Here is a 25,850-nt window from a genome sequence, read left to right as displayed (position 1 = left end):
ATCCAAGAAACAGCCGCTCATCTGACCGAGGCGCGCTGTCTCGTCAGGTGGGCTGACGAGACAGAAGGCGCCAGGTATCCCTGCCAGACCACTTCGACTCTTCACCCTCTGACGCTGACTTTCGGTCAACATCAGGAGTTTTTGCATGTCGAATTTCCGTGGTATCTGGATCGCCCTCGTCACGCCAATGCGCGCCAATGAAATCGACTTTGCCGCCTTGGAAAAGTTGGTGAAGAAGCTGCTCGAGGACGGCGTGGCCGGTTTTGTGGTGTGCGGTACCACGGGTGAGGCGGCGGCACTGTCCAAGGCCGAGCAGCTGGCGGTGCTGGATGCGGTGCTGGCCTGGGTGGAGCCAGGCAGGGTGGTGATGGGCCTGTCGGGTTACAACCTGCGTGAGCTGCTAGCGTTTCAGGCTGAAGTCCAGCAGCGTGACATTGGCGGGTTGCTAGTCCCCGCACCGTGCTACATCCGCCCTTCGCAGGCCGGTCTCGAAGCCTTCTTCGCCACTGTGGCCGATGCCGCCCGCGTGCCGGTGATCGTATACGACATTCCCTATCGCACGGGCGTGCGCATCGAGCGTGAAACCCTGCGCCGAATCGTGCGCCACCCGCGCATTGCAGCGGTCAAGGATTGCAGCGGCGACAGCGAGACCACCCTGTCCCTGATCGAGGATGGCCATGCCCAGGTGCTGGCCGGTGAAGACCTGCAGATCTTCAACAACCTGTGCCTGGGGGGAGCCGGGGCCATTTCAGCCTCCGCGCACGTGCGCGCCGACCTGTATGTGCGCATGCAGCAGCAGGTCGACAGCGGTGACTGGGTGGCAGCGCGTGGCACGTTCTACCAGTTGCTGCCCTGGATCAAGCTGGCGTTTGCCGAGCCCAACCCGACGGTGGTGAAGGCAGCGTTGCAGTTGCAAAACCTGATGGCAGACGAGCTGCGCGAGCCGATGCAAGCGTGCACGGATACGACCCGGGACAGGCTACAACGCGTGCTGGGCTCACTCGGCGCCTGAAGAGGCAGCAGCTGTTGCCGGGTTGACAAGCCGCCACACCCGACATATACCGTTGGTTGTCAGGAGCTGCGCATCAATGGCGATGCCGCTGCCTCCACCCCGAACCCCCAAGAGCAAATGAGCTCTCTCCGCATGCGGAGAGGGCTTTTTGTCGTCCCTGAAAAATAACAACAAGAGGTGTTCAACATGCGTCATGGTGATATTTCCAGCAGCAACGACACCGTCGGTGTGGCCGTGGTCAACTACAAGATGCCGCGCCTGCATACCCGCGATGAAGTGCTCGAAAACGCGAGGAAGATCGCCGACATCATTGTCGGCATGAAGCAGGGGTTGCCGGGCATGGACCTGGTGATTTTCCCGGAGTACAGCCTGCAGGGCATCATGTACGACCCGGCAGAAATGATGGAAACCGCCGTGGCCGTACCCGGCGTGGAAACCGAAGTGTTCGCCCAGGCCTGCCGCAAGGCCAATGTCTGGGGCGTGTTCTCGCTGACCGGCGAACGCCATGAAGAGCACCCGCGCAAGTCGCCCTACAACACCCTGGTGTTGATCGACAACAACGGCGAGATCGTGCAGAAGTACCGCAAGATCATCCCTTGGTGCCCGATCGAAGGCTGGTACCCCGGCGGCCAGACCTACGTTGCCGATGGCCCCAAGGGCTTGAAAATCAGCATGATCATCTGCGATGACGGCAACTACCCGGAAATCTGGCGCGACTGCGCCATGAAAGGCGCCGAGCTGATCGTGCGTTGCCAGGGCTACATGTACCCGGCCAAGGACCAGCAGGTGCTGATGGCCAAAGCCATGGCCTGGGCCAACAACTGCTACGTGGCAGTGGCCAACGCCGCCGGCTTCGATGGTGTGTATTCCTACTTCGGCCACTCGGCGATCATCGGTTTCGATGGCCGCACCCTGGGCGAGTGTGGTGAAGAGGAAATGGGCATTCAGTACGCCCAGCTGTCGATCTCGCAGATTCGCGATGCGCGGCAGAACGACCAGTCACAAAACCACCTGTACAAGATTCTGCACCGCGGTTACAGCGGTATGCATTTGTCCGGCGACGGTGACCGTGGCATCGCCGAATGCCCGTTCGACTTCTACCGCACCTGGGTGCTGGATGCCGAGAAGGCCCGCGAAAATGTCGAGGCCATTACCCGGCGCACCTCGGGGGTGGCGCAGTGCCCGGTTGGCAACCTTCCCTACGACGCGAAGGAAAAGGAAGCCCGCTAAAGGGCGTGCCCGGCGTGCCTGCGGGCACGCTGTTTCACCGTTGAGGGGAAGACCATGCCGTTCTTGAACGACCTGCTGGAGCAGACGCGCCGCGACGCGTCCTCCAGCGCTGCACTGAATGCCGAAAACTGTCACACGCTGACAATCGTCGAAACCCACCTGCGTAGCGAAGACACCCTGCAGTCGCGATTCCGCTTCGATGTCGCCGCTATCATGCAGGTGTTACGCAGCGAAGTACTGGGCCAGGACGAAGCCCTGCAGGCCATCGAAGATGTGCTCACGGTGGTGCGGGCGGATATTCTCGACCCGCGCCGGCCACTGTTCACGGCGTTGTTCCTCGGCCCGACCGGGGTTGGCAAGACCGAGATCGTGCGCGCCCTGGCCCGCGCACTGCACGGTGATGCCGATGCCTTCTGCCGGGTGGACATGAACACGCTGGCCCAGGAGCACTACGCCGCTGCCCTGACCGGTGCGCCGCCGGGCTATGCTGGCGCCAAGGAGGGCCGCACGCTGTTCGACCAGGCGCTGCTCGACGGCAGCCAGGGGCGCCCGGGGATCGTGCTGTTCGATGAGCTGGAAAAGGCCAGCAAGGAGGTGTCCCAGGCGCTGCTCAATGTGTTCGACAATGGCCTGCTGCGCTTGGCTTCCGGGGAAAAGAGCTTCAATTTCCGCAATACCCTGGTATTCATGACCAGCAACCTGGCGGCAGACGAAATACGCCAGCACCGGCTTGGCCCACTGGCATCGCTGCGGCGTTTGCTGGGGCAGCGGGCAGGGCAACGGGAGCGTTTGCTGGCCGTTGTGCGGCGACGCCTGGTGAAGCGTTTTTCTGCCGAGTTCGTCAACCGCATCGACAGCACCGTGGTGTTCAACGCCATCGAACAGGAAGTGAGCGAGCGCATCGTCGAGCTTGAAGTGTCGCGCCTGAACCGGCGTCTGGCCAAGCATCACTGCCGCCTGCAACTGGATGCGGCAGTGGTCGGCAAGCTGGCCAGCGAAGGGCATGACGTGGAGTTCGGCGCCCGTGCACTCAAGCGGTTCATCCGCCACGAACTGGAGGTGCCGCTGGCCGAGTACCTGCTCGGCAACCGCATCCCCTGCCGGGCCGAAGTGGCCTGCATCACGGTGGCCGGGCACCTCGAGCGCGGGCGTATCCGTTTTTCGGTGCCTACATGATGGCTGCCACAGGACAGTGTGATGAGTAGACAAGACAGGCAATTGAAGGTGGGCTTGCTGTTCGCCGAAAGCGGCGTTACTGCAGCCATCGAGCGCTCGCAGCGCTGCGGTGCGTTGCTGGCGGCAGAACAGGTGAACCGCGAAGGCGGTGTACTTGGCCAGCCGGTGCTGACCCTGGTCGGTGACCCCGGGGGCGACCCGGACCGGTACCGCAACCTGTGCGACGACTATGTGCGCAACCACGGCGTGCGCCTGATGCTCGGCTGCTACATGTCGCATACCCGCAAAGCCGTGATGCCGGTGGTCGAGCGCGCGGATGGCTTGCTGTTCTATCCCACGCCTTACGAGGGTTTCGAGTACTCGCCCAACATCATCTACGGCGGGCCGGCACCCAACCAGAACAGCGCGCCGCTGGCGGCCTACCTGACCCGCCATTATGGTGCCAGGGTCGCCTTCGTCGGCTCGGACTACATCTACCCGCGGGAAAGCAACCACGTCATGCGCCACCTGTACAAGCAGCATGGCGGCGAAGTGGTGGAGGAGGCTTACATGCCACTGTACCCCTCGGCCGATGACCTGGCCCAGGTGGTGGAGCGGGTGGTTCGCGCTGCCCCGGATGTGGTGTTCTCGACCGTGGTCGGTACGGGTACGGCAAGTTTCTATCAGGCATTGGCGCAGCGTTACGGTAATGGTCCTCGGCCGCCCATTGCCAGCCTGACCACCAGTGAGGCCGAAATCGCCGAGATGGGCGCCAAGGTGGCCTGTGGCAACATCGTCGTGGCGCCGTATTTCACCAGTGTCGACTCGCCACAAAGCCACGCGTTCGTCAGCGCGTGTCGGGCGTTTTTCCCTGCTGATGTGCGCATCACCGCCTGGGCCGAGGCCGCCTACAGCCAGATGCGCATGTTGTGCCAGGCGGTGAATGCCACCGGCAGCCTGGAGGTGGAGGTGATCCGCAATCACCTGTACCACGCCAGCTTGGACAGCCCCCAGGGCAGGGTGCATGTGGAGCAGCAGAACAACCATTCGCACCTGTTCGCGCGCATAGGCGAGATCGATGCGAGCGGGCAGATCTGCATCAAATGGCAGTCGCCAGTGGCTATCCGCCCCGACCCCTATGTGGTAGTGCACAACCTCGATGACTGGACGGCGAGCATGGCGGGAGGCGGCCCCTCATGAGCACCTCGAACATCCTGAATACGCTGCGTGAGCTGCATGTCGGCATTGTTTGCCCGCCCAGTGAAATCACCGATGCCCTGGTGTTGCAACTGATGCGCATCGGTTGTTCGGTAAAGCAGTACTGGCCACCGCCCAAGGCGTTCGACACCCACACCGACCTGGTGTTTTGCGGGGTGTTCGAAGGGCGCCACCATGGCGAACTGGGCAAGCTGCTGGCCCAGGGCGGGGTTCGCCTGACCGCTGTCGCGCTGGTTGAGTACGAAAGCCCGACCATCCTCTCGCAGATTCTGGAGCTGGGGTGCCATGGCGTGATCGTGCTGCCGCTGGACAGCCACAAGGTGCTGCCTGCGCTGGTGTGCGCCAGAAGCAATAGCGAAGCCCACGCCCGTTTGATGCAGAAAAACGCCCAGTTACAGGAGCGCCTGGAACACCAGGCCGACATCAACAAGGCCAAGGTCCTGCTGATGGCGGCTCAGGGCTGGCAGGAGCCTGAAGCCCATGCCTACCTGTCGAAAGAGGCAATGAAACAGCGGTTGTCGATGTTGGAAATGGCAAGAAAAACCCTAGAACAATTCGAATGAGAAGAGGTTGCCATGTTGTACGGACTGGTTCTGCTGTATGTGGGTGCGGTGTTGTTCATCAACGGCATCTGGCTGATGGGGCGTATCACCGACCGTGAAGTGGCGGTGATCAACCTGTTTGTCGGGTTGCTCAGCCTGTTGGTGGCGGTCTACCTGATTTTCGTGGTGGGGGCGGCCGAAGGCATCAAGGCGGGTGCCTTGACCATCCTGTTCGCCTTTACCTACCTGTGGGTGGCCGCCAACCAGTTGTTGCAGGTCGATGGCCGCGGGTTGGGCTGGTTCTGCCTGTTCGTCAGCGTGACAGCGCTGGTGGTGACAGTCAGCTCCATCCCGGGCGCCGAGGGCCTGATGAAGGTGTGGGATGTGCTGAACTGGGCTGCGTGGACGGTGTTGTGGTTCAGTTTTTTCCTGTTGTTGGCCTTGGCCAGGAAAATCCAGCGGCTGGTGGCGGTGATGACCCTGGTATGCGCGATCTTCACCGCGTGGGTGCCTGGGTTGCTGATCCTGTGGCAGCAGATGGGCTAAGGGCAACACTATCGCCCTGAAACAGGGCCCGATTCCTGCAGGAGCGGGTAAACCCGCTACTACAGGTCTCAGCCTTCAGAGGCTGCCTCATGGGTGAGGTGCGACTCACGAGATTCACAACCCGAAGAAAACCGTTCCGCTGGGCATGGTGCCTCTGGTGCTTGCGGGTCCGGTGATATCCCACCTTCGGGCTGCAAAAGGTCTTGGGTCGGCAAGCCCGCTGCAGTCAGATGCTCAGCCAGGCCTTGGATTTGATCGGTACCAAGCAACCGGATAGAGATATCAGGCTGGTTCATTGGAGAGTCTGGGGATGGTGTCGACGGCCAGTATAGGGCCCAGAGCGCGGGCATTTTCCGGTTTTTATGACGTCCCGTAAGGCGAGTCGATTGTAAATATCTGCTTTACCGCATATTTGAATCGTCATATATTCGGATTTCCAGATATTGGCCGTACACGCATTTCCCAGGAGGTCACATGCGGGAAACACTGACACCCCCCATCGTTTTCAAATGCCTGGCTGATGACACCCGGGCCCGGATGACCCTGCTGATCGCCCGTGAAGGCGAACTCTGTGTCTGCGAACTTACCCACGCGCTGGAACTGAGCCAGCCGAAGATCTCCCGGCACCTGGCCCAGTTGCGCGAGGCTGGAATCCTGATGGATCGCCGCAAGGGTCAGTGGGTGTACTACCGACTGCACCCCGAACTGCCGCAGTGGGTGGACGCGATACTGAAGGGCGTTGTCGAAGCCAACCAGGAATGGTTGAGCCCCGATGCATTGCGCCTTGCCGAAATGGGCGAGCGGCCGCAGAGCCCTGTTGCCTGTGCTTAAGACTTCCCTTCGCTGATTGAGTTGTAGCCATGCTGATCGCATTTTTGATTTTCCTGGTGACGATCGTTCTCGTCATCTGGCAGCCCAAAGGCCTGGGCGTGGGCTGGAGCGCCGCACTGGGGGCCGTCGTGGCACTGCTGGCGGGCGTCGTGAGCCTGTCCGATATCCCCGTGGTCTGGCAGATCGTCTGGAACGCTACCGCCACTTTCATCGCCGTCATCATCATCAGCCTGCTGCTGGATGAGGCGGGGTTCTTCGAGTGGGCGGCATTGCACGTGGCCCGCTGGGGCAATGGCAGCAGCCGCAAGCTGTTCGCCTTCATCATCCTGCTGGGCGCCGCCGTCTCGGCGCTGTTCGCTAACGACGGTGCGGCACTGATCCTGACCCCGATCGTCATCGCCATGCTGCTGGCCCTGCGCTTCTCCCCGGCGGCGACGCTGGCATTCGTCATGGCGGCGGGCTTCATCGCCGATACCGCGAGCTTGCCGCTGGTGGTATCCAACCTGGTGAACATCGTTTCCGCCGACTACTTTGGCATTGGCTTCAGCGAGTACGCCTCGGTCATGGTGCCGGTGAACCTGGTCAGCATCGCCGCCACGTTGGGCATGCTGCTGTGGTTCTTCCGCAAGGACCTGCCTCGTACCTATGAACTCGACCAACTGAAGGCTCCCGAAGCCGCTATCCGCGACAAGGCGACGTTCGTTGCCGGCTGGTGGGTGCTTGCGCTGTTGCTGGTCGGCTTCTTCGCCATCGAGCCGCTGGGTGTACCGATCAGCGCCATCGCTGCTGCCTGTGCGCTGATCCTCTACCTGATCGCCGCGCGCGGGCACGTTATTTCTACCCGTAAGGTGCTCAAGGACGCGCCTTGGCAGGTCGTGGTGTTCTCACTTGGCATGTACCTCGTGGTCTATGGCCTGCGTAACGCCGGCCTCACCGAGTACCTGACGCAGATCCTCAATGTCTTCGCCGGCTATGGGATCTGGGGCGCATCCCTTGGGACGGGGCTGCTCGCCGCTGGCCTGTCGTCGGTCATGAACAACATGCCCACCGTGCTGGTAGGGGCCTTGTCGATCCATTCTGCCGAAGCCACCGGCATTGTGCGCGAGGCCATGATCTACGCCAACGTCATCGGCTGTGACCTCGGTCCGAAAATCACCCCCATCGGCAGCCTGGCCACCTTGCTGTGGCTGCACGTGCTGGCCCGCAAGAACATCGTCATCACCTGGGGTTACTACTTGCGCACCGGCATCGTCCTGACGCTGCCGATCCTGCTTGCCACCTTGGCCGCATTGGCCATCCGCCTGAGCTTTTGAACCGGAGATACCTGATGAAAGTCTTGTTCATGTGCACCCACAACAGCTGCCGCAGCATTCTGTCCGAGGCGCTGTTCAATCATCTGGCCCCCGAGGGTATGGATGCTGTGAGCTCGGGCAGCTTCCCAAGCGGCAAGGTCAATGAGCGGGCACTGAAAACCTTGGAAGCCGCCGGTATCCCCACCGCTGGTCTTTCAAGCAAGGCCTCGGATGCCTTCGAGAGCTCTCCTCCCGACATCGTTGTCACCGTGTGCGACCGCGCTGCTGGCGAAGCCTGCCCGATCTTCTTCGGTCCATCGCTCAAAGCCCACTGGGGCCTGGCCGACCCTTCGGCGGTCACCGGGAGTGAGGCAGAAATCGAAGAAGCCTTCCAGACCACACTGGCGAAGATCGATGAGCGCGTGCGCGCCTTCATTGCGCTGCCTTTCTCGCAACTGAGCCAGGCTGAACTGAAAGCCGAACTTGCCCGCATCGGCGCGCTTTAGGCCCTGGATTGATGGAGACCGAAATGAACGACCACCTGCCAAATGTCCAACCAGACCTGATTGATCTGCCGTCGCTTGAGCGCCTGGCGCCGAAGGATCCTTCCACACACAAACCGCGCATCCTGCTGCTGTACGGATCGACCCGCGAACGCTCATTCAGCCGCTTGATGGTCCAGGAAGCTGCGCGCCTGCTGGAAGAGTTCGGCGCCGAAACCCGTATTTTCGACCCTTCCGGCCTGCCGCTGCCGGATGACGCCCCGGACTCCCACGAGAAGGTGCTGGAACTCCGCGCGCTGATGCAGTGGTCCGAGGGCCAGGTGTGGTGCTCACCCGAGCGTCACGGCTCAATGAGTGCTGTCTTCAAGGCGCAGATCGATTGGGTACCGCTGGCCATGGGCGCCGTTCGCCCGACCCAGGGCAAGACCCTCGCCGTGATGCAGGTTTGCGGTGGCTCGCAGTCTTTTAACGTGGTGAACCAACTGCGTGTGCTTGGCCGCTGGATGCGTATGTTTACCATCCCGAACCAGTCGTCGGTGCCGAAAGCCTTCCTGGAGTTCGATGAGGCCGGGCGCATGAAGCCGTCTTCTTTCTACGATCGACTGGTCGACGTGATGGAGGAATTGACCAAGTTCACGCTGCTGCTGCGTGATCGCCAGGATTATTTGGTAGATCGCTACTCCGAGCGCAAAGAGTCGGCGGAAGAACTATCCAAGAGAGTCAATATCCGGTCTATTTGAGGTCATGAGCATGTCGTATTCTTACTCATTGAAATCGTTGCCCCACACTCCGGGTGAACTGATTTTTACGCCTTGTCCGGGCACGCCGTGGCGATGGTTACCCTGATGTCGGATACAGAACTTCAGTAAAACGGCATTGGCGGCGCCTGGGTTTCCAGCACATCGGTACTTTTGCGCAGGTCGGATTCAAGCTCGATGCTTGGCATGGTGTGGGGTATTGGCGGTTTTTGATTTCGCAGACGAAGGCCTTCGCACCGAGGCTCCAATGAGCTTCCTATCTCAAATCCCAAGGCCACGTTAGAGCGTCCCAGTGGGTTTAGCTGTCTTGCGCGAAAGGCAGCTATGGGTCGATAGCAGCCGGTCGCTACAGACCACTTTCGACCCATTGCGGACGCTCATGACACTTGCAATGATGTCCGCTACGCCCATGTGTTGACGCTTGTTTAAGGACCTTGGCGTCAAACCTGCTTAACATTTCGGCCATAGGCTACTTCTTGGTCGTGTCCGACTCCGCATCACTACAGATTTGTATTTGGTCCTACGGCTAATAAGAGCCTTACCTGATCGGTCTGATTTAGAGGCAATACAGTCATATGTCAGGTGGGATCAGTGCCATTCGTGGTTTCGACTATCAGGCCACGGTTATCTTGGATCTGCTGTTCGACCATTTCGATCGCCATGGGGCGAGTGCCTCTGTTCGCCCTGAGGGGGAGGACGATCTTGATCTGCGTTGGGTCGAAGCTGGCGTTGATCGCCGCTGCTTTGTACAGGTCAAGAAACCCACCGAAGATGCTCAGGCTCTCCCGAATCCATCGTTATGGAGCCTGATGGATGTCATTCGGGAGCTCCTGCCAGACGCCGTAGCACGCCTCGTAGGGAATGAGCATCACCAAGTCTGGGTGCTCGGTGACGAAGTTGCGGCAGAGGTTCGAGAGTTCGTTGAGGCTGGTTTTGGGGTGCTCGCCAAAGCCCCACAAGTATATTGGACCGCTATTCACTACCTCGCGCGCAAAGAAGCTCAATTGCCTCTTGCGGCCAAATCAGACATAGCCAAGGCCTCTGCAAAATGGAAGTCGCCAAAATCATTCCCCGCCGATCCACTTGAAGCTCAGAGAGCTCTGGCCGACGCAGCAAGTACGTTTGGGCAGCGTTATGGTTCCGAAGGTGCGGGGTTTATGCGGTGTTATGGGCAAGAGGTAGAGCATCTGCATATGCTTCTGCCGGGGATCCTCGACCGAATCAGCATCCGGGACGCAAATGGATCAGAGGCCGAGGTAGCTGAGCGGGTCATGCAGCGCTTGGAGCAGCGCTATGGTTTGCAGCGATCGATTATTGAACATGCGCTCTTTCGCAATCTGCGAGGGTTCATTAGTGACATTGCCAAACAGCCAGCGCGGTCGTTCGATCATGAAGAATTAGAGACGGAGCTGCGTTGCGTCTGGCCGCAGATGGTCCCCATCAAGGCACCCCCACCACTCGGGGACGACCATGTAAGGCGGCCTGCGCTGGCCTCCGACCTCAGCAATCCACGGGTTGGAACAGCTGTAGAGGTTGTCGGAATATCCGGTTCTGGCAAAACCCGGTTAGCCGCCGAGGTCCTCGAGCGGTCACGACTGGTCAATTCGGACAGTGTTGCCCTTTATGCCGAAGTACGCACAGGCGTTAGCCTGCGCGATTGCCTGGTGGGTGCAGCTTTTCACCTCAGGCGTAGGGGTATATCGAAGCCCTTTGCTGTGGCAATCCAGCCCGACCAGACGGACGAGAGTGTACTTGTTGCGCTTGCGAAGGCCTTCTCTGAGCTGCCCTGTGAGTGCTTGCTTCTACTTGACCTTGTCGAGGGTAGTGAGCCGCCGGGTTTTGCGCGGCACCTCGCTGCGTTCATTCGAGTGCAGCTCTCAAATACACTGCGACTTATTGTTTTTGGACAGGAGCGTGGACTTCGGGAGCTAACTCCTCTGGAGCAGATGCAGTTTGGTGTTCGTAGCTTAGATGCCCCTGGTCTGAGCTATGAGGAGTTTGTCGCTCTGGTCGGGCAACGACACGCTGAGCCGGATCGGTCTCGACTCTGGAGGATTTACCAACAGGTAACCGCCGGCCGTGCGGCAGGTCTAAACGTCAGCCTGGCGCACGCCTTCGCTCGGGCCCGAACAACAGATGAAATGGCTGTGATTGCAGCCCGCCCTGCCGAGGAGCGGCTAGCTTATGCAGAGCGTAGTCGATTCAGCCGATTGGCTAGCAGCTCACTCTCTGCCGCTGAGAAGCTTACCTGCTTCGCACTTCCATTCCGAAGAATTGATGCTGAAACCGTCTTCCCTGATGACAATGTCGGCCTAGCGATTCACGGTCTAATAGACTTAGGGCTGCTACGTCGGCATGACGGTGATGCTTTCGAAATGCATGAAACAGTGCGTGCAGGTCTTGAGGAGATGATTGCTCCGCAGACTCGTCGCGACGCCCATAGTTCTTTGGCTTCTTGGTATCAAGGCCAGCGCCAGATAGGTGCTGTTATTCTCCACTTGGAGCGGGCCGGTCGAAGTCAAGAGGCTCAGGCCCAAGCACGGGAAGCTTTTCTGGCGGGGAAGAGCTGGGGAGCAATCTGGCCGTACGTAGCCCGGCACCGACTCATATCTGCAAAAGAGGTGATGGTCGTCCTTTCCGGACCTAAGCGGGTTGAGGGCCACTACATGCTGCCTGAAATTTTCAAGGAACTTGGGGATCCGCAGGTCACCGACACACTTATAGAGTTTGTTCGTGAGCAATCCGCGCGCACGTTCGCGGATCCTCAATGGGCTCTGCCATTCTTTGAGACTATCCTGGCGGTGACACCGTCGCATTTAAGCGATCTGATCGGATTGCTGATTCAGGCTGCACCAGAAGCCCAGGCATGTGCGGATGCTTTGGCTTGGCTCTCAATCGCAGCGCGGCGCAAGAAGAGCCGAATCGAGCCCTCGACGTTGCCCGCTGTTAATGGTCAACCTGAAGTGGTCCAGAGAGCCTTACTGGAGCTTCTTCTACATGGGGGACGTGCTGCAATGCGGCATGCGCTTAGTTACCTGAAGACGCATCCAGAATTGCTCCAGACAAGTCGTAGCAACAGTTGGCCCGCGATTCGCTTAGGAATTCAAAATACCGAGGATGTTGCTGATCTACTTTCGACAATCCCGATGGTGCCCCCATCCGACATGATTCGTGCTCGCAGTCCCCAGCTTGGCCCCTTGGGTGGCTTAATTTGGGAATCTCGTAAGGAATTGCGAGGTCCATGCATAGCTGTGCTGCAGGCTCAGGAGCTGGACAGTGATGCATTGCTTAATGCTGTCCGGATCCTGCTCTACCTAGGTGAGCCGACGATATTGGATTTGTGCGTCCCCCTTCAGAGCCGAGGGGGCAATTTGGGTGCGCTGGCGAGCCTCATCTCATTGATGGCTCCAGCCCTCACCGATTGGTTGCCCTATGAGGCGAGAGTGCTGGACCAGGCAGCGGAGTTCTCAGTCCGATTACAAACACTGATTCATCTAGGTTGTTCTGGTCGTCAACTCGACGATTTGCTCAATCGTCTCCAAGCGAGTGACACGTCAGATTGGCCGCGTTGGAGCGGTGCCCTTAGGCTCATCGCTAGTTTGACGCCGTTTGCTGCCGCGATCCCCTTACTAGAGAGTGCCTTAGCATCTCAGAACGATAAAGAGGCTGCTCAGATTCCTGTAGTCATCGCACGGCAGGGGCAAGCTCTCGGAGCTCATACCACGCTTGTGCTGCTTCAGGCGCTGAGCCATCGCAGCCCTCAAATTCGTCTCAGCGCGGCAATTGCCCTTGCTCGTCGACGTGATCGTTCCGCCTTGTCACGGCTGATCGAGTGCTATGAGCAGGAGGTAACTCCAGAAATTCAAGCCATCCTAGCAACAGCAGTTGTTGCTTCGGGATCCAGGTCAACAGCTGACTTAGCTGGTCACATGGAGGCTCCAGCGATAGATCTATGGAGGTGCATCCTAGCGAACCGTACCCGAGACATTAGTGCAGCCCATCGAGTTGTTTCGATTGCAATCGATCCTCGCCAGTCATGGCAGGTTCGGAGGGCCGCAATCAACGCTGCGGGTAGATTGCCTTATGAGGCAGCACTTGGGCGTATCGAACCCATACTCATGGCAGAGCAGTCGCCATTCACTCTGGATCATCATCGGAGTCTCTTGGCTCACTGTGTGATGGCCCATATCGCGCCCCTAGCCGCCTTGGATCTGAAGCGGTCTTATACAGGTAATCGAGCTGGCTTCGTTAGCTGTTTTGGGTCCTATTTCGAAGATAACTGGAGTGAGGCCCTCGACTCGACTGGCTTGCCATCTGGGGACGATGCCGCCGGGTGGTTGTATGACATGCTTGTTCGCGGAGATGGGCAAGATTGCTCTTCAGTGGATCAACTCCTAAATTCCCTACATGTCCCACTGCTGCAAGCTGCGGTGTTGCGCTCGCTTCGGCTATCCGGGCGGCCAGACAGGATCGATGTACAACTGGGGGCCGCTAATCATGCTTGGCTAGCTTTCCGAGCCTTACTTGAACGTTCTAAATTCGCAGAGCGTGGTCCAGTGCTGAGGCAGAAGTTGCACACTCTCGTAGCCGGTGCTGAATGGGCGGAGGATAGGGTAATTAACGAATATCTCCATTTGCTCGGGGCATCAACGAAGATGGATGCAGGCGAGCAGCCTGCTACAGGCTCCGCACCTGCTCCCAAAGAAGAGGAGGGCTCACCACTGAGTTTTCAGGCGGTGGTTCACCTTCTGTCTGGTAGCGCCATTACTGCTTTACCCGATGGGCCAATCGTTCTCGAGCCTATAACGGCTGAAGAGTGCGAAATTCTCATTGGATTAGCGGATCCGACAAAAGATCCCGAGCGCGGAGTAACAGTGTTTACCCCTGCTGTCTCGTTCACCAAAGAGGGGCATCGAGTCGCCCAGCGCCAAACTACTTCTACGGGCGAGCCCTCCTTACCGGATCGTTTACGGCCGGCCATAGTCGCTGCTAACTGTTCCGGTCTTCCAATTCCCTGGCATACGAAGCTACTTGAAGGCTCTCTTGGCGAATCCTATGCGGCTAAGTTTCTTGAGTGCTTAGCAGCTCAAGACGACGCTACACGTTTCTATATGGCCTTGGCTGAGGTGGAACACGTGTTGATGCCAGTGCTTTGCCAAAATGCCTATGTTTTATCGGCCAAGCTTGTGATCGATATCCGCCTCGTTCCTGCTTTAGCTCGCTTTCTACATGCTGGTGGCGATAATTTCTTTGAAGGTCTGTGCATCCTTGCTAGACGTATCGACGCTCCTGAAATTCAACCTATCTTGGAGGGCTTGCTCCATCGTTGGACTCAACGATTTGACTTACGAGTTGGCTCACAAGAACCCGATGAGGCTTTTCTCCTGTGGCGCGGCTTTGCTCGGCTGAGTGAACACCCACGTTTCGAAGCAATTCCTGACTGGCCCCTACAGTTGGAGGCAGCACTGAGTACGCCCATGGCTTGGTACCGCTCCCAAACGATCATGCGTGTACTGGAGCGGGATCCAGGGTCTTATTTTTTTGTAGAGTCGCGCTTGTTTAAAGAGGCCAATTGGGAGCACTACCGAGAGGATGAAGTAGAGCGGCTCGACCGCGCGGCGGAAGCTCTATTTGGCGATATCCAAGATACGTCAACTCTCTGAGTGACCAACTCAGCCGAGCACGTAAGCGCAATGGCCTCTCTGATCGAACGGTTTGACGAGCCCCTACTACCGAGGACGCTTTCGGGCGTCCGCTCCTGGCCGATTGCTGCCCTTCGCCAGAGACCGCTTTGGGTCGAAAGCAGCCGTTCACGCGTGTCCGCTTTCGCCCTTGGCAGGCATAGCGTTCGCTGCTGATTTGGGCACTTCAGTAGGTCTAAACCCATCAGAGCCAACAACCCTTGAGATTGCGCCTTGCGTTGGCGCAGACTCGATCAGCCCGGTCATGGCTTGGGCCACAGGCATGCCGAAGGGGTTGCGCGCCTGATTGACGCGCACCTTGCCTCCTGACGGTCGTTTCAAGCTGCCGTAGCCACGACTGGCCTAGCCTCGCCAATCAGGATGTCTTCAAAAAACGCCCCGACGGGTTCGGTAGGGTGGCACAACTGTATTTCCAGTACCCATACCACCTCGCTAGGGACGATCTCTATCTCGGCCAGTTTGTCCTGCCCATAAAGCACATGGGGGAAATCGGCGATGCGGTGCCCGGCCAGGTTGCGCTCGAGCTGCCAGCCTTTGGCCTGGGCACTGCGCTCGGCGAAGTCATACAGTTCGCGCCCCGTCAGCCCACGCCCCCAGGCCTGACGGGTTTCGTCGAACACGTCATGCAATGCCTTGACGCAGGCGTGGTGCAGTGCGTGCTCGCCGAACACGAAGGTGTCCCCATAGTCACCTTCGTAGCCATCCCAGACCGGGCCGACGTCGACCACGACGATATCCGTAGTACGTAGTACGCGTTGAAGATCAATACCTTGCCGGGGGGTACGCACGGTGTCATCACCGAAGCGGATGTAGGTGGGGTGCCAGGTGTGCGATGCGCCCATGGCCTGCAGGGTTTGTGCGGCCATCTCAAGCGCCTGGGCAGTGGTCATGCCGACCTGCAGTTGGCTGGCAATTGCGGCCACGGCCCGTACCGACTGCTCGCGGGCTGCAAGCATGCCGTCCAGCGAATAGCGCGGGCCGACCTTTTCCAGCTCTGGGTGCAGTGTACTGGCCGATGAGGCCTGCGCTGCGGGTGTGCCACTGGCGACGAAGGCTTCGGCGACAAAACGATGGGGGTGTACGCCTGCGGCAATGCAGTGTTCGCGGGCCTGGCTGATCATTGTGGCATTTCCGCAGGCGTAGACCTGGGTATCGGCCCAGCGATGCGGGTGGGCCAGCGCGGCCTGCTGCACTTGCGCCTGGTCCGAGCGTATCGGGTACCAGCGAAAGTGAGGGTGCGCACGGCTGGCCTGTTCGAGAAAATCATGGTCGTAGAAATCCGCTTGCGATGAACCGCCCCAATACAGCGTGACCTCGGCATCGCGGGCCAAGGCAGTCAGCAGCAGGGGCTTGATACCGGCATACCCTGTGCCGGTGGCGAACAGCACCAACGGGTGTTGGTCCTCGTGTTGCCAGGTGCACGCGCCCAGTGGGCCTTCGAGCGTTACTGAAGCACCTGCTTGCAGGGCGGGCAGCACGCCTTCGGAGAACAGGCCACCGCTGACCTTGCGAATGTGAAACACCAGTTGCCCCTGTTCCTGGGCCGGCAGGTTGGCAATGGAGAAACAGCGGCTGTCGCCATTGCCCAGCTGGAACCGCACATACTGGCCAGCCCGAACATCCAGTGGCTGGGCAGGCTGCAGCACGAGCTCGACGATATCTGTGCTCAGCGCGCGCTGGCCAACCACCTGGGCGCCGACTTCCAGTGCCGGGGTATCCAGTGACCAGCCGGGTATCTCCAGGCGCATGTCGCTGCAGGCGTGGCTCTGGCACAGCAGCATCTCGTCGGCAGCCAGGGGATAGGAGGGGGCCGGTGTGTCCGCATCTCGCTGCTTGTCGTGATACTGCCCCGACACCACCTTGACCTTGCACGAGCCACAGGCGCCTCGGCGGCAGGAGAAAGGTACCGGCAGGCCGCTGGCGAGCATGGCATCGAGCAGCAATTCGTGGCTGGCTTCGAACGTTTTGCCCGAGGGCGACAATTCAATGACGTGGCGGCTTTGCATGAACACCTCGGCTCAAATGGAGCTTCCGATTGTTGCTATAGTCCAGGACCAGCAGAACCTCCAGATTTGGATAATTCACATGGTCCAGCTTCGTAAATGGCAGCCGCTGCTCAAACTCGACGGGGCGCAAGCTTCGTACCGGCAGATTGTCGAGGGCTTGGTGGCCGCGATCAGCGAGGGTCGCCTGCGCCCTGGCACGCCCTTGCCGGGCACGCGGGAGATGGCGCAATTGCTGAACGTCAACCGCAAGACGGTGATCCTGGCCTATGAGGAAGCCGAAACCAAAGGCTGGCTGCAAAGCGTGCAGCGCCGGGGCACCTTTGTCAGTCAGCAACTGGCGGCCAGCGCACGGGCCGAACATGATGCCACCCGGCGCTTTGCCCTGGCGCTGCCCGAGGAACCCGCCGTTGCCTACTTTGCGGCGAACGAGCAGGCCGCCGCGCAGCAGGGGCGGCCAGGTGCGTTGTTTTTCGACAACGGTGCGTGTGACCACCGCCTGCTGCCGCAGGCTGTACTGCACCGCTATTACCGCAATGCCTTGCGCAGCAGCTTCACCAGCAACAGCGTGCGCCACGGCAGTGAATGCAGCAGCCGCTACCTGCGCAGCGCCCTGGCCGACATGCTGCGGCACAATCGCAGCCTGAACGTTGGCGCCGAGCATATCTGCCTGACCCAGGGGGTGCAGATGTCGTTGTCGCTGGTGGCCAGCGTGTTGCTCAAGCCGGGTGATGTTGTGCTGGTCGAGCGCCTGAGTTATCCGCCTGCGTGGGAGATTTTCCGTCAGCGGGGTGCCCGGCTGGTCACTGTGGAACTGGACCATGAGGGCTGCCGGGTCGATCAGCTCGATGCCCTGTGCAGGCAGCACAAGGTACGGATGATGTACATCACGCCCCATCACCAGTTCCCCACCACGGTCAGCCTGCCGGCCGGGCGCCGGCAGCAGTTGCTGGAGCTGGCGCGCCAGCACGACTTTTGCGTGGTCGAGGAAGACTACGACTACGAATACCACTTCTCCGGGCGGCCCTACCTGCCTTTGGCCAGCGACCGCCAGCAGCGGCATGTGATCTACATTGGCACGATGTCCAAGCCCTTGGGCAGCACGTTCCGCTGCAGTTATATCGTGGCGCCCGTGGAGGTGATTGCCGTGCTGGAGCGCAGGGCGACGCTGACCATGGGGCAGGGCGATGCGGTGATGCAGCGCATGCTGGCGGACTTGATCAATGAGGGCGAGCTGAAGAAGCACTTGCGCCGGGTCAACCGTGAGTACCGTCGACGCCGTGAGACCCTGTTGGCGTGTTTGCACGAAGCGTTTGGCGAGCACATTTGCGTACAGGAGCCGGAGGGGGGACTGGCGCTGTGGGTGCGCTTTGCCGACGAAATCAATGTGGATGAGTTGGTCGAGAAAGCACTGGAGCTGGACCTGGTGGTGCGCAGTGGGCGGCAGTTTTCCCCGTTTGGCCATGCCGAGAACGCCCTGCGCCTGGGGTTTGCTTCGCTGGATGTGGATGAGATCCGGCTGGCCACGCAACGTTTGGCACAGGCCGCACAGCGGCCCCCTTGTCGAGCCGCTATCGCCGCCGCCACACCTCGCCTTGCTCGCTGACCACCCAAGGCCTGTCCGCCGCATCGATCAGCACCCCGCCAACCCAACGCGGTGCGGGGTTGCAATCAAGCCAGTGTACCTTCCCGGCAAGCACCTGTTCGGCAAGCGGGCTCAGCCGCAATTGCCGCTGTGCCCAGGCCTCCCCAGGGCCTCGCCTTTAACGGTGTAGCGTACCGGGTTGCAAACGATAGTTTACCCATGCCGTGTGGCACGCCTTATAGTGGCGGGCTTTTCCAGGTTCAAGTCAAAGGAATGGCCACTATGCGTGTACGAACCCTGCTTGCGGCAATCGGTGCCAGCGTTGCCCTGTCTTCGGCGTTAGCCGCACCAGGCCAATCAGTACCTATGGCTGATGAACGCATTTCTGTGCAGGTCGAGGGCGCCGGGCCAGACGTTATCCTGATCCCTGGGTTGGCCTCATCGCGTGAAGTATGGGCAGGGCTTGCCAGTGCGCTGCGCCAGCAGCACCGCCTTCATCTGGTGCAGGTTTCAGGTTTTGCCGGCGCGCCTGCCGTGCCCGCTGCGCAGGGGCGCGTGGCAGCTCCCGTGGCCGAGGCAGTCGCAGGCTACATCCGCAGCCAGCACCTGGAGGCACCGGCCATCATTGGTCATTCGCTGGGCGGCGAGGTTGCGCTGATGCTCGGCGCGCGTCACCCCGAGCAGGTGGGGCGGCTGATGGTGGTCGACGCGCTGCCGTTCTACACGTTATTGATCGATCCGGCGGCAACCGCTGAAACGGCAGCACCACAGGCTGCGGCCTTGCGCGATGCGATGTTGGCGGCACCGGCAGCGCAGGCCGAAACGATGCAGCGGGCAGCCATCGACCGGTTGGCCAAGACCACAGCGGCCAGGCCTGCACTGGTTGATGCAGCGCTGCGCTCGGACCGCAAGACGGTAGCCGATGCCACCCATGAACTGATGACCACCGACTTGCGCCCGGAACTCGGGCGTATCCAGGCACCGGTAGAGGTCGTGTATGCCTATGATCCCCTGTATGGCATACCCGCGACCCGTGTTGATGCAACCTTCGCTGATGCCTATGCCGGCACGCGGGGCATCAGTTTCAAGCGGATCGACGGCAGCTTCCACTTCGTCATGCTGGATCAACCCCAGGCGTTCGCCGAGGCAGTGGTCGATTTCCTCGGTCGCTGAGTTTTTGTTGGCGCTTGGCCGATCATCAATGCGCAGCCGTCGGCAGCATGCCTGAGCGTTGGGCGTTGTGTGCGGCTTCAATCAACTGCAGGTTGCGATTGCGCAGCGCGTGGTTGGCCCCGACACGCAGGTTGGAACGCAGCGCCAGCGTCTCTGCCTGTTCAAACTGCCCTTGCTGCAGGCGCAGAACGCCAAGGTAGTGCAAGGTTGCCGGGTTGTTCGGCTGGATGTGCAGCGCGCGCTCAAGGGTTGCCGCAGCCTGGTCCAGTTTGCCGTCGGCATACTGCTGCGAAGCCGTTTCGATCAGCACGGTCGATGCCGTGTTGCTGCGTGCAGGCGCCGAGCGCTCGCCGGCCAGCGAGTGGGTTGTTGCCACTACGCTCAACAACAAAAGCAAGGCTGACAGGGCAGGTGTGCTGGGCATTGGCAGTGAGCTCGACAGGTCTTTGGCAAGCCGCTCGCGGGTAAGGGGCGAGGGGTCGCTATAGACCGGGAACCCGGGATGAAGTTCAAGCATGGGCGGCGCACTGCCGCCGCTCCCGCCCCTGGGCTGGGCAACATCTGTTCGGTTACCGCCCATAACCGCTTCCAGGCACCTCAAGCCTGCGCCGGCACCTCCGATAGCAGCACACCCACCGTCGAATCATCGACCAGAAGTGGTGCCAACCAGGAGTACTGCCCGCATGCTTGCCAACCTGAAGATACGTACCGGAATGTTCTGGGTATTGTCGCTGTTCAGCCTGACCTTGCTGTTTTCTACCGTGAGCGCCTGGTGGGCAGCTGTGGGCAGTGACCAGCAGATCACCGAACTGGACCAGACCGCACACCAGTCGGACCGGTTGAACAATGCGTTGCTCATGGCGATTCGTTCCAGTGCCAATGTGTCCTCGGGTTTCATCGAGCAGTTGGGTGGCCATGACGAGAGCGCAGGCAAGCGCATGGCGCTGTCGGTCGAGCTGAACGACAAGAGCCAGAAGCTGGTCGACGAATTTGTCGAAAGCGCGCGCGAGACCGCCCTTCGCACACTGGCTATCGAGCTGCAGGCTACCTTTGCCGAGTACGCCAAGGCGGTGGCGGGGCAGCGGGAAGCGACCCGCCAGCGTTCGCTGGAGCAGTACTTCAAGGTCAACAGCGATGCCGGCAATGCCATGGGCCGGTTGCAGGCGTTGCGTCAGCAACTGGTTGGCGCACTGAGTGAGCGGAGCCAGCAGATCATGCTTGAGTCCGACCGGCGCCTGGCCCGTGCGCAATGGTTGAGCCTGGGCCTGCTGGGTGTGACCTTGCTGTTGGCGGTGCTGTGCTGGGCCTTCATTGCCCAGCGGGTACTGCGCCCGTTGCGTGAAGCCGGTCGGCATTTCCAGCGCATTGCCGGTGGCGACCTGAGCGTGCCGGTGCAAGGCCAGGGCACTAACGAGATCGGCCAGCTGTTCCATGAGCTGCAACGCATGCAGCAGAGCCAGCGCGATACCCTTGGGCAAATCGACCACTGCGCCCGGCAGCTGGACGCTGCTGCCACGGCTTTGAACGCAGTCACCGAGGAAAGCGCCAACAACCTGCGCCAGCAGGGGCAGGAGCTGGAGCAGGCCGCTACCGCCGTGACCGAAATGACCACGGCTGTGGAGGAGGTTGCACGTAATGCCATCACCACTTCGCAGACCACCAGTGAGTCCAACCAGCTGGCAGCACAAAGCCGTCGCCAGGTCAGCGACAACATCGACGGCACCGAGGCCATGACCCGCGAGATCCAGACCAGCAGTGCGCACCTTGAGCAGTTGGTCGGGCAGGTACGGGATATCGGCAAGGTGCTGGAGGTGATCCGCTCGGTGTCCGAGCAAACCAACCTGCTGGCGCTCAATGCCGCCATCGAGGCCGCCCGCGCGGGTGAGGCCGGCCGTGGCTTCGCGGTGGTGGCGGATGAAGTGCGCACATTGGCCTACCGCACACAACAGTCGACCCAGGAAATCGAGCAGATGATCGGCCGCGTGCAGGCCGGTACCGAGGCCGCAGTGGCTTCGATGCAAGCCAGTACCAACCGTGCCCAGTCGACGCTGGACGTGACCCTGGCCTCAGGGCAGGTGCTGGAGGGCATCTACAGTGCGATCGGCGAAATCAACGAGCGCAACCTGGTCATTGCCAGTGCGGCCGAAGAGCAGGCCCAAGTGGCGCGGGAGGTGGACCGTAACTTGCTGAACATTCGCGAGCTGTCGAACCACTCGGCGGCGGGCGCACAGCAAACCAGCGAAGCGAGCAAGGCGCTGTCGGGGTTGGTCGGGCAGATGACAGCGCTGGCGGGCAGGTTCAGGTTGTGACGTTCAGTGCAGGGTGCGCCTGTGTGCAGACGCGGGCTTGCCTACAAGGGGCTGCACAGCAGCCCCGGCAATACAACTCAGCCTGGCTGCGCCACCAGGCTGTTGCTGACGTTGCGGCCCAGCACCAACACCGTGACAAAGCCGCAGCCTACCAGCGCCGTGGCCAGGCTCAGCAGCACCGCTGTGCCCATGTGGTCGACCACCTGGCCGCCGAAGAATGAGCCCACGGCAATGATCACCTGGAACATGGCCACGAACAGCGGCATGCCACGCTCGACATCCTTGGGGGCTACGACAAACATCCAGATGTTGGCGCAGGCCGGGAACGCACCGAAGGCGAAGCCCCACAGTGCGATCAGCATCGCCGCGCCGGTCATGCCGGTGGCGAAGTGCGGGAACAGGGCAGTGCTGACGGCAATCATCAACGCGACCAGCATCAGGGTATGCCGCACGCTGCGGTTGGCTGCAAAGCCGGCGAAGATGTTACCCATGAAGCCGGCCACACCATACAGCAGCAACAAGGAGCCGATCGTAGGCCCGTCGAACCCGGCATTTTGCTTGAAGAACGGTGCGACATAGGTGTACGCGGCAAAGTGCGCCAGGCCAATCAGCAACACGGCGATCAAGCCGACCCGTGCTTGCGGGTTGATGAACAGCGCCGGCAGGTCGCTGATGCGAATGGCCTTTTCCGGCATCAGCCGCGGCAGCAGGAACACTTGGGCCAGCAGCACAGGCACACCCACCAGTGCGGTCACCAGGAAGGTCATGCGCCAGCCCATCAGGCCACTGAGCCAGGTGCCCACGGGTACACCCACGACGGTTGCCAGGGTTACGCCAGCCATGATGATGGAGTTGGCCTTGGCCACGCCCATGCCATCAGGTGCCAGTCGGCCGCTAAGGGCAATGGCGGTCGCCCAGAAACCACCAATGCTCACACCCAGCAGCACGCGGCCGACCAACAGCAGGTTGAAGTCGCCGGCATAGGCCACGATCGCGTTGGCGATGATCATGATCAGTGTCAGGCCGATCAGCAGGTAGCGTCGGTCCAGCGCACCCACGCCGACGGAAATCAGGGGGGCGGCCAATGCGGCCATGATGCCGGGCAGGGTCACCATCAGGCCGGCAAGCCCGGCACTGATGCCCAGGTCGCTGGCCACATCGTTGAGCACCCCCACCGGGAGGAACTCACTGGTGACCAGGGCGAAGGCACCCACGGCGACCGAGAGGATTGCCAGCCATTGCTGCAGGACACTCTGTTGACTATGTTCGGGAAGGCCGCGAGGGGCCTGGCGGTTGCTTGGCATGGGTTTGGTTCCATGAGGGATATCGCCTGTAGCAGGCGCAGGAGCGGGGGGATTTGCAGGGGATTATAGGGACGCCCTTGTCAGGACGACAGGCAGGCCGCTTGATAGTAAACATCAGCGCAATCGATGAAACACCGTGAGCAGAGCGCTTGCAATGGCAGTGTCACTGTAGGCAGTTGTTGCGGAACCTGGGAATGCTGCGGGTAGGGCAGCATTCGGAAAAAGGCTGCCCGCCTGGTCCGGTGTGTTATGGCGACACCAGCACATCACACTGCGATTCGTTCAGTACATGCTTGGTGACGCTACCCACCAACAGCTCCTCCAGCGCGCTAGTACCCTGCTTGCCGACCACGATCAGGTCGCATTCCAGCTCCTGTTCCTGTTCGGCAATGCGCCAGCCAGGGTCGCCATGCACAACGATCTGCCGTGCATCGGGCATGCCGGCTGCCTGGCTCAGGGCGGCAAGCTGTGTCACAGCATCCTTGCGGATCACATTGCGGTAATGGGTGAGGGTGTCGTGGTCGATGTGGGCGAAGCGCACGCTGCTTTCGAACGGTGCTTCGTACACATGTAACAGAATGATCTCGGCCTGTGGGGCAATACGCCTGGCCAACTCGATGGCGCGCAGCGATACGGGGGAAAAGTCGACGGGAACCAGCACGGTGCGGTAGGCATCGCGAGGAGCAGGCTTGACCACCAGCAAAGGGCAGGGCATGCGGTTGAGCATTTTCTGCACGGTCGAGCCGAGCAGCAGGCGCCGGGCCACGCCTTGGCCCCTGGCGCCGCACACCAGCAGGCTGCTGTGCTTGTCCTGTACCACCCGGGTGATTTCCGTGGTCACCGAGCCGCTGGCAACCTGCACACCTGCAGAGATGTCGTAGCGCTGGAACAGCATGGCGGCCAGCGCATGGATTTTTTCTCCGGCGCTATCCAGTACGCGCTTCAACAGGTCGTCGTCAGGCACTACCAACTGCTTCAGGCGCTCGAAGGGTGCCGGGTTGGCAACGTAGAGCAGGTCAAGCGAAGCCTGTTGCGCTTTGCTCAGGTAGGCGGCGCGCTCCGCAGCGTTGCGGGCATAGGGGGACAGGTCGGTGGCAACCAGTATGTGTTTCAGCGGGTTCATGTGGGGCTCCTTGTCCAAGGTTGCGCACAAGGGTCAAGGGTGAACCTTGAGCACTGTGCGCCTGGCGGTGCTTGAGTCATTCCGTGCTTGCGACCATCGTCGCGCTAACCCGGCGTGAGGGCTTGATGTGTGTCAATGGAATGGAGAAGCTGCAGCTGCAGCGAATCATGCTGGCAACAGCACGCGCAGCACCCCTGTGACGACAATGGCAAACACCACCACCGGCAAGAAGGAAAACCATTGTTTCTACTTTACGTTGGGCAGCAGGGGGCTGCCGGGCCGTTGTTGCAGAATCTGGGTAGCTTGTGGACGGCGCCGTTGGTACAGCTTTCGGTCTGAAGGTCTTTTGGCAGGTACTATCGCCGGGAGGCCTTGTCCTCTGTGTCGGGGTTGGCTGCCGGTTATGAGGCCACCCCGATAGATCCCGATTCAGCGCATTATTCCGGCTCAATGTTATCAAGTAGTTGGATTGAGTCTAGGCGGTAAAGGTGGTATTTCGTCACGGACAGCAGCGTTGTCCGCGGCGAGAGAGTTAGATCCATTTCCTAAGTTAATTTCAGATTGTATTGCCGTTTGTAGCGGATGTCCATGGGGTAGGGTGTTCAATTTCATTATGTTTTGTTCGTTGACATAGTTCTGTCGGCTTGTTTGGTCGAAAATGTTAAATGAGCCGATATCAATGTCATTCTGAGAATAGGTGCGTTTATTTTTCAGGATGGATTTTGGTCCGCCGTTGACTCCGTGAGAGATATTACTGGGCATCAGATGTTTATTGAAGTGCACGGATCTTTTGTCGCCGGATATTAGTTTCTCCCCTTTGATAGGGTGTGTGACGCTATCTCGTTGCAATGGGGGGCGTTTGCTTAGGTCTTTGGATGCCTGGGCTTGGCGTTTGATTACCTGGGCTTTTACTCCTCCGCGAGGTACGCCGATATTACTGACTACGCGTCTTGTCTGTGCGGATGGGTCTGAATAGTTAATGGGGTCGGAAGAGCAGTAAGCGTATGTGTTTATCCCTCCGTCCCTGAAGGGGCTTAAGCTGTCAGGGCTTAGGAAGCGCATAAGAATAGGGCTGTAATTGCGATGCCCCGCTCCAAGCGCGTAACAGTTTGTCATGGAGTCCAATGCCTGACCAGTGAAGCTGATTAACTCCAATATTGAGTTTTCAGCGGGGTCATAGCCATAGGGTGAATAAACATTTGTTTTTTTTTGGTTGGTGTTTTGGTAGTTAAGAACTGAGTGGCTAGCATTGATTGCAATAAGGCAGGAATCACCTGTTTTGCTCGAATCCATTAGCGCGAGTGGCTGTTCGCCATTTCTGAAAGCAGAATGAGTTCTAGCGTGCTCTTTGATTGAAATAAGACTTTTGTTCTGGTAAAAATATAACCTGAAAATAGGTGTGGCATTCATCGTGCTATTACCTCGGTCCATTGAGAAGTGTGCAAGCGTGCAGGTATAAGTCTCTCGTGATTTCAAGTCGGGTACTACTGGCAAAAATGATAGGTATACGCATCCATGGCCGGCTGACCAAGGCGGTCACGGGTTTGTACCTGTTACCTTGCGC

19 protein-coding genes and 1 pseudogene are annotated in these 25,850 nt (G+C 60.0%); 15 read left to right on the top strand and 5 right to left on the bottom strand.

Features of this window, described 5'->3' with window-relative positions; genetic code table 11:
* Window positions 1-145: 145 nt before the first annotated feature.
* From dapA to FHW75_RS06105, 11 genes are all read left to right on the top strand, one after another.
* A complete protein-coding gene (dapA, locus tag FHW75_RS06155) occupies window positions 146-1,012 on the top strand; it encodes a 4-hydroxy-tetrahydrodipicolinate synthase (protein ID WP_084297132.1) in 867 nt (288 codons plus the stop codon).
* Between the two features lie 186 nt (window positions 1,013-1,198).
* On the top strand, window positions 1,199-2,242 hold the full coding sequence (locus tag FHW75_RS06150) for an aliphatic amidase (RefSeq protein WP_027609037.1): 1,044 nt from the start codon (window positions 1,199-1,201) through the stop codon (window positions 2,240-2,242).
* Between the two features lie 54 nt (window positions 2,243-2,296).
* Complete coding sequence (locus FHW75_RS06145) at window positions 2,297-3,418, top strand: AAA family ATPase (protein WP_019099347.1); 1,122 nt, start codon at window positions 2,297-2,299, stop codon at window positions 3,416-3,418.
* A gap of 21 nt (window positions 3,419-3,439) precedes the next feature.
* Entirely contained in the window at window positions 3,440-4,597 is a 1,158-nt protein-coding gene (locus FHW75_RS06140) for a transporter substrate-binding domain-containing protein (RefSeq protein WP_033694576.1), read from the top strand.
* The gene (locus tag FHW75_RS06135; protein ID WP_027615153.1) at window positions 4,594-5,178 is read left to right on the top strand and encodes an ANTAR domain-containing response regulator; all 585 of its coding nucleotides are present in this window, start codon (window positions 4,594-4,596) and stop codon (window positions 5,176-5,178) included. Before FHW75_RS06140 ends, FHW75_RS06135 begins: the two co-directional genes overlap by 4 nt.
* A 12-nt stretch (window positions 5,179-5,190) precedes the next feature.
* The gene (locus FHW75_RS06130; protein ID WP_025753213.1) at window positions 5,191-5,703 is read left to right on the top strand and encodes an AmiS/UreI family transporter; all 513 of its coding nucleotides are present in this window, start codon (window positions 5,191-5,193) and stop codon (window positions 5,701-5,703) included.
* Between the two features lie 474 nt (window positions 5,704-6,177).
* On the top strand, window positions 6,178-6,534 hold the full coding sequence (locus FHW75_RS06125; RefSeq protein ID WP_025753212.1) for a metalloregulator ArsR/SmtB family transcription factor: 357 nt from the start codon (window positions 6,178-6,180) through the stop codon (window positions 6,532-6,534).
* Between the two features lie 29 nt (window positions 6,535-6,563).
* Window positions 6,564-7,847 carry an arsenic transporter gene (locus FHW75_RS06120; protein ID WP_183673334.1) on the top strand — a complete coding sequence of 428 codons (1,284 nt, stop codon included), beginning with the start codon at window positions 6,564-6,566 and terminating at the stop codon, window positions 7,845-7,847.
* Window positions 7,848-7,861: 14 nt separating this feature from the next.
* The gene (locus tag FHW75_RS06115) at window positions 7,862-8,332 is read left to right on the top strand and encodes an arsenate reductase ArsC (RefSeq protein ID WP_019099352.1); all 471 of its coding nucleotides are present in this window, start codon (window positions 7,862-7,864) and stop codon (window positions 8,330-8,332) included.
* Between the two features lie 23 nt (window positions 8,333-8,355).
* Entirely contained in the window at window positions 8,356-9,069 is a 714-nt protein-coding gene (arsH, locus tag FHW75_RS06110; protein WP_025753211.1) for an arsenical resistance protein ArsH, read from the top strand.
* Between the two features lie 593 nt (window positions 9,070-9,662).
* Entirely contained in the window at window positions 9,663-14,750 is a 5,088-nt protein-coding gene (locus FHW75_RS06105; protein ID WP_183673332.1) for a HEAT repeat domain-containing protein, read from the top strand.
* A 356-nt stretch (window positions 14,751-15,106) separates the two neighbouring features.
* On the opposite strand, the gene FHW75_RS06100 is transcribed toward FHW75_RS06105, so the two are convergent.
* The gene (locus FHW75_RS06100) at window positions 15,107-16,795 is read right to left on the bottom strand and encodes an NAD(P)H dependent flavin oxidoreductase family protein (RefSeq protein ID WP_089230169.1); all 1,689 of its coding nucleotides are present in this window, start codon (window positions 16,793-16,795) and stop codon (window positions 15,107-15,109) included.
* Window positions 16,796-16,874: 79 nt separating this feature from the next.
* Here FHW75_RS06100 and FHW75_RS06095 point away from each other — a divergent pair, with 79 nt between their 5' ends.
* Window positions 16,875-18,398, top strand: a complete 1,524-nt coding sequence (locus FHW75_RS06095) for a PLP-dependent aminotransferase family protein (protein ID WP_183673330.1) — start codon at window positions 16,875-16,877, stop codon at window positions 18,396-18,398.
* Window positions 18,399-18,659: 261 nt separating this feature from the next.
* Window positions 18,660-19,550 carry an alpha/beta fold hydrolase gene (locus FHW75_RS06090; protein ID WP_161989857.1) on the top strand — a complete coding sequence of 297 codons (891 nt, stop codon included), beginning with the start codon at window positions 18,660-18,662 and terminating at the stop codon, window positions 19,548-19,550.
* Between the two features lie 25 nt (window positions 19,551-19,575).
* Here FHW75_RS06090 and FHW75_RS06085 read toward each other — a convergent pair whose 3' ends face one another.
* Window positions 19,576-20,067 carry a tetratricopeptide repeat protein gene (locus tag FHW75_RS06085; protein WP_260308756.1) on the bottom strand — a complete coding sequence of 164 codons (492 nt, stop codon included), beginning with the start codon at window positions 20,065-20,067 and terminating at the stop codon, window positions 19,576-19,578.
* A gap of 166 nt (window positions 20,068-20,233) precedes the next feature.
* Here FHW75_RS06085 and FHW75_RS06080 point away from each other — a divergent pair, with 166 nt between their 5' ends.
* The gene (locus FHW75_RS06080) at window positions 20,234-21,859 is read left to right on the top strand and encodes a methyl-accepting chemotaxis protein (RefSeq protein ID WP_019099476.1); all 1,626 of its coding nucleotides are present in this window, start codon (window positions 20,234-20,236) and stop codon (window positions 21,857-21,859) included.
* A 77-nt stretch (window positions 21,860-21,936) separates the two neighbouring features.
* Here the strand turns inward: FHW75_RS06080 and FHW75_RS06075 are convergent, their stop codons facing one another.
* Both FHW75_RS06075 and FHW75_RS06070 read right to left on the bottom strand, forming a co-directional pair.
* Window positions 21,937-23,163 carry an MFS transporter gene (locus FHW75_RS06075; protein ID WP_016714324.1) on the bottom strand — a complete coding sequence of 409 codons (1,227 nt, stop codon included), beginning with the start codon at window positions 23,161-23,163 and terminating at the stop codon, window positions 21,937-21,939.
* Window positions 23,164-23,410: 247 nt separating this feature from the next.
* A complete protein-coding gene (locus FHW75_RS06070; protein WP_084297129.1) occupies window positions 23,411-24,286 on the bottom strand; it encodes a universal stress protein in 876 nt (291 codons plus the stop codon).
* A 237-nt stretch (window positions 24,287-24,523) separates the two neighbouring features.
* Here FHW75_RS06070 and FHW75_RS26980 point away from each other — a divergent pair.
* Window positions 24,524-24,625: pseudogene (locus tag FHW75_RS26980) on the top strand (DUF2780 domain-containing protein); the annotation flags it as partial.
* Window positions 24,626-24,742: 117 nt separating this feature from the next.
* On the opposite strand, the gene FHW75_RS06065 reads toward FHW75_RS26980, so the two are convergent.
* Window positions 24,743-25,696 carry an RHS repeat-associated core domain-containing protein gene (locus FHW75_RS06065; protein ID WP_161989859.1) on the bottom strand — a complete coding sequence of 318 codons (954 nt, stop codon included), beginning with the start codon at window positions 25,694-25,696 and terminating at the stop codon, window positions 24,743-24,745.
* Between the last annotated feature and the right edge of the window lie 154 nt (window positions 25,697-25,850).

The sequence above is a fragment of the Pseudomonas sp. OG7 genome (genome assembly GCF_014192825.1).
GTDB lineage: Bacteria > Pseudomonadota > Gammaproteobacteria > Pseudomonadales > Pseudomonadaceae > Aquipseudomonas > Aquipseudomonas monteilii.
The sequence above is the reverse complement of the archived record's forward strand: the minus strand, read 5'-3'. Positions and strand labels throughout refer to the sequence as shown.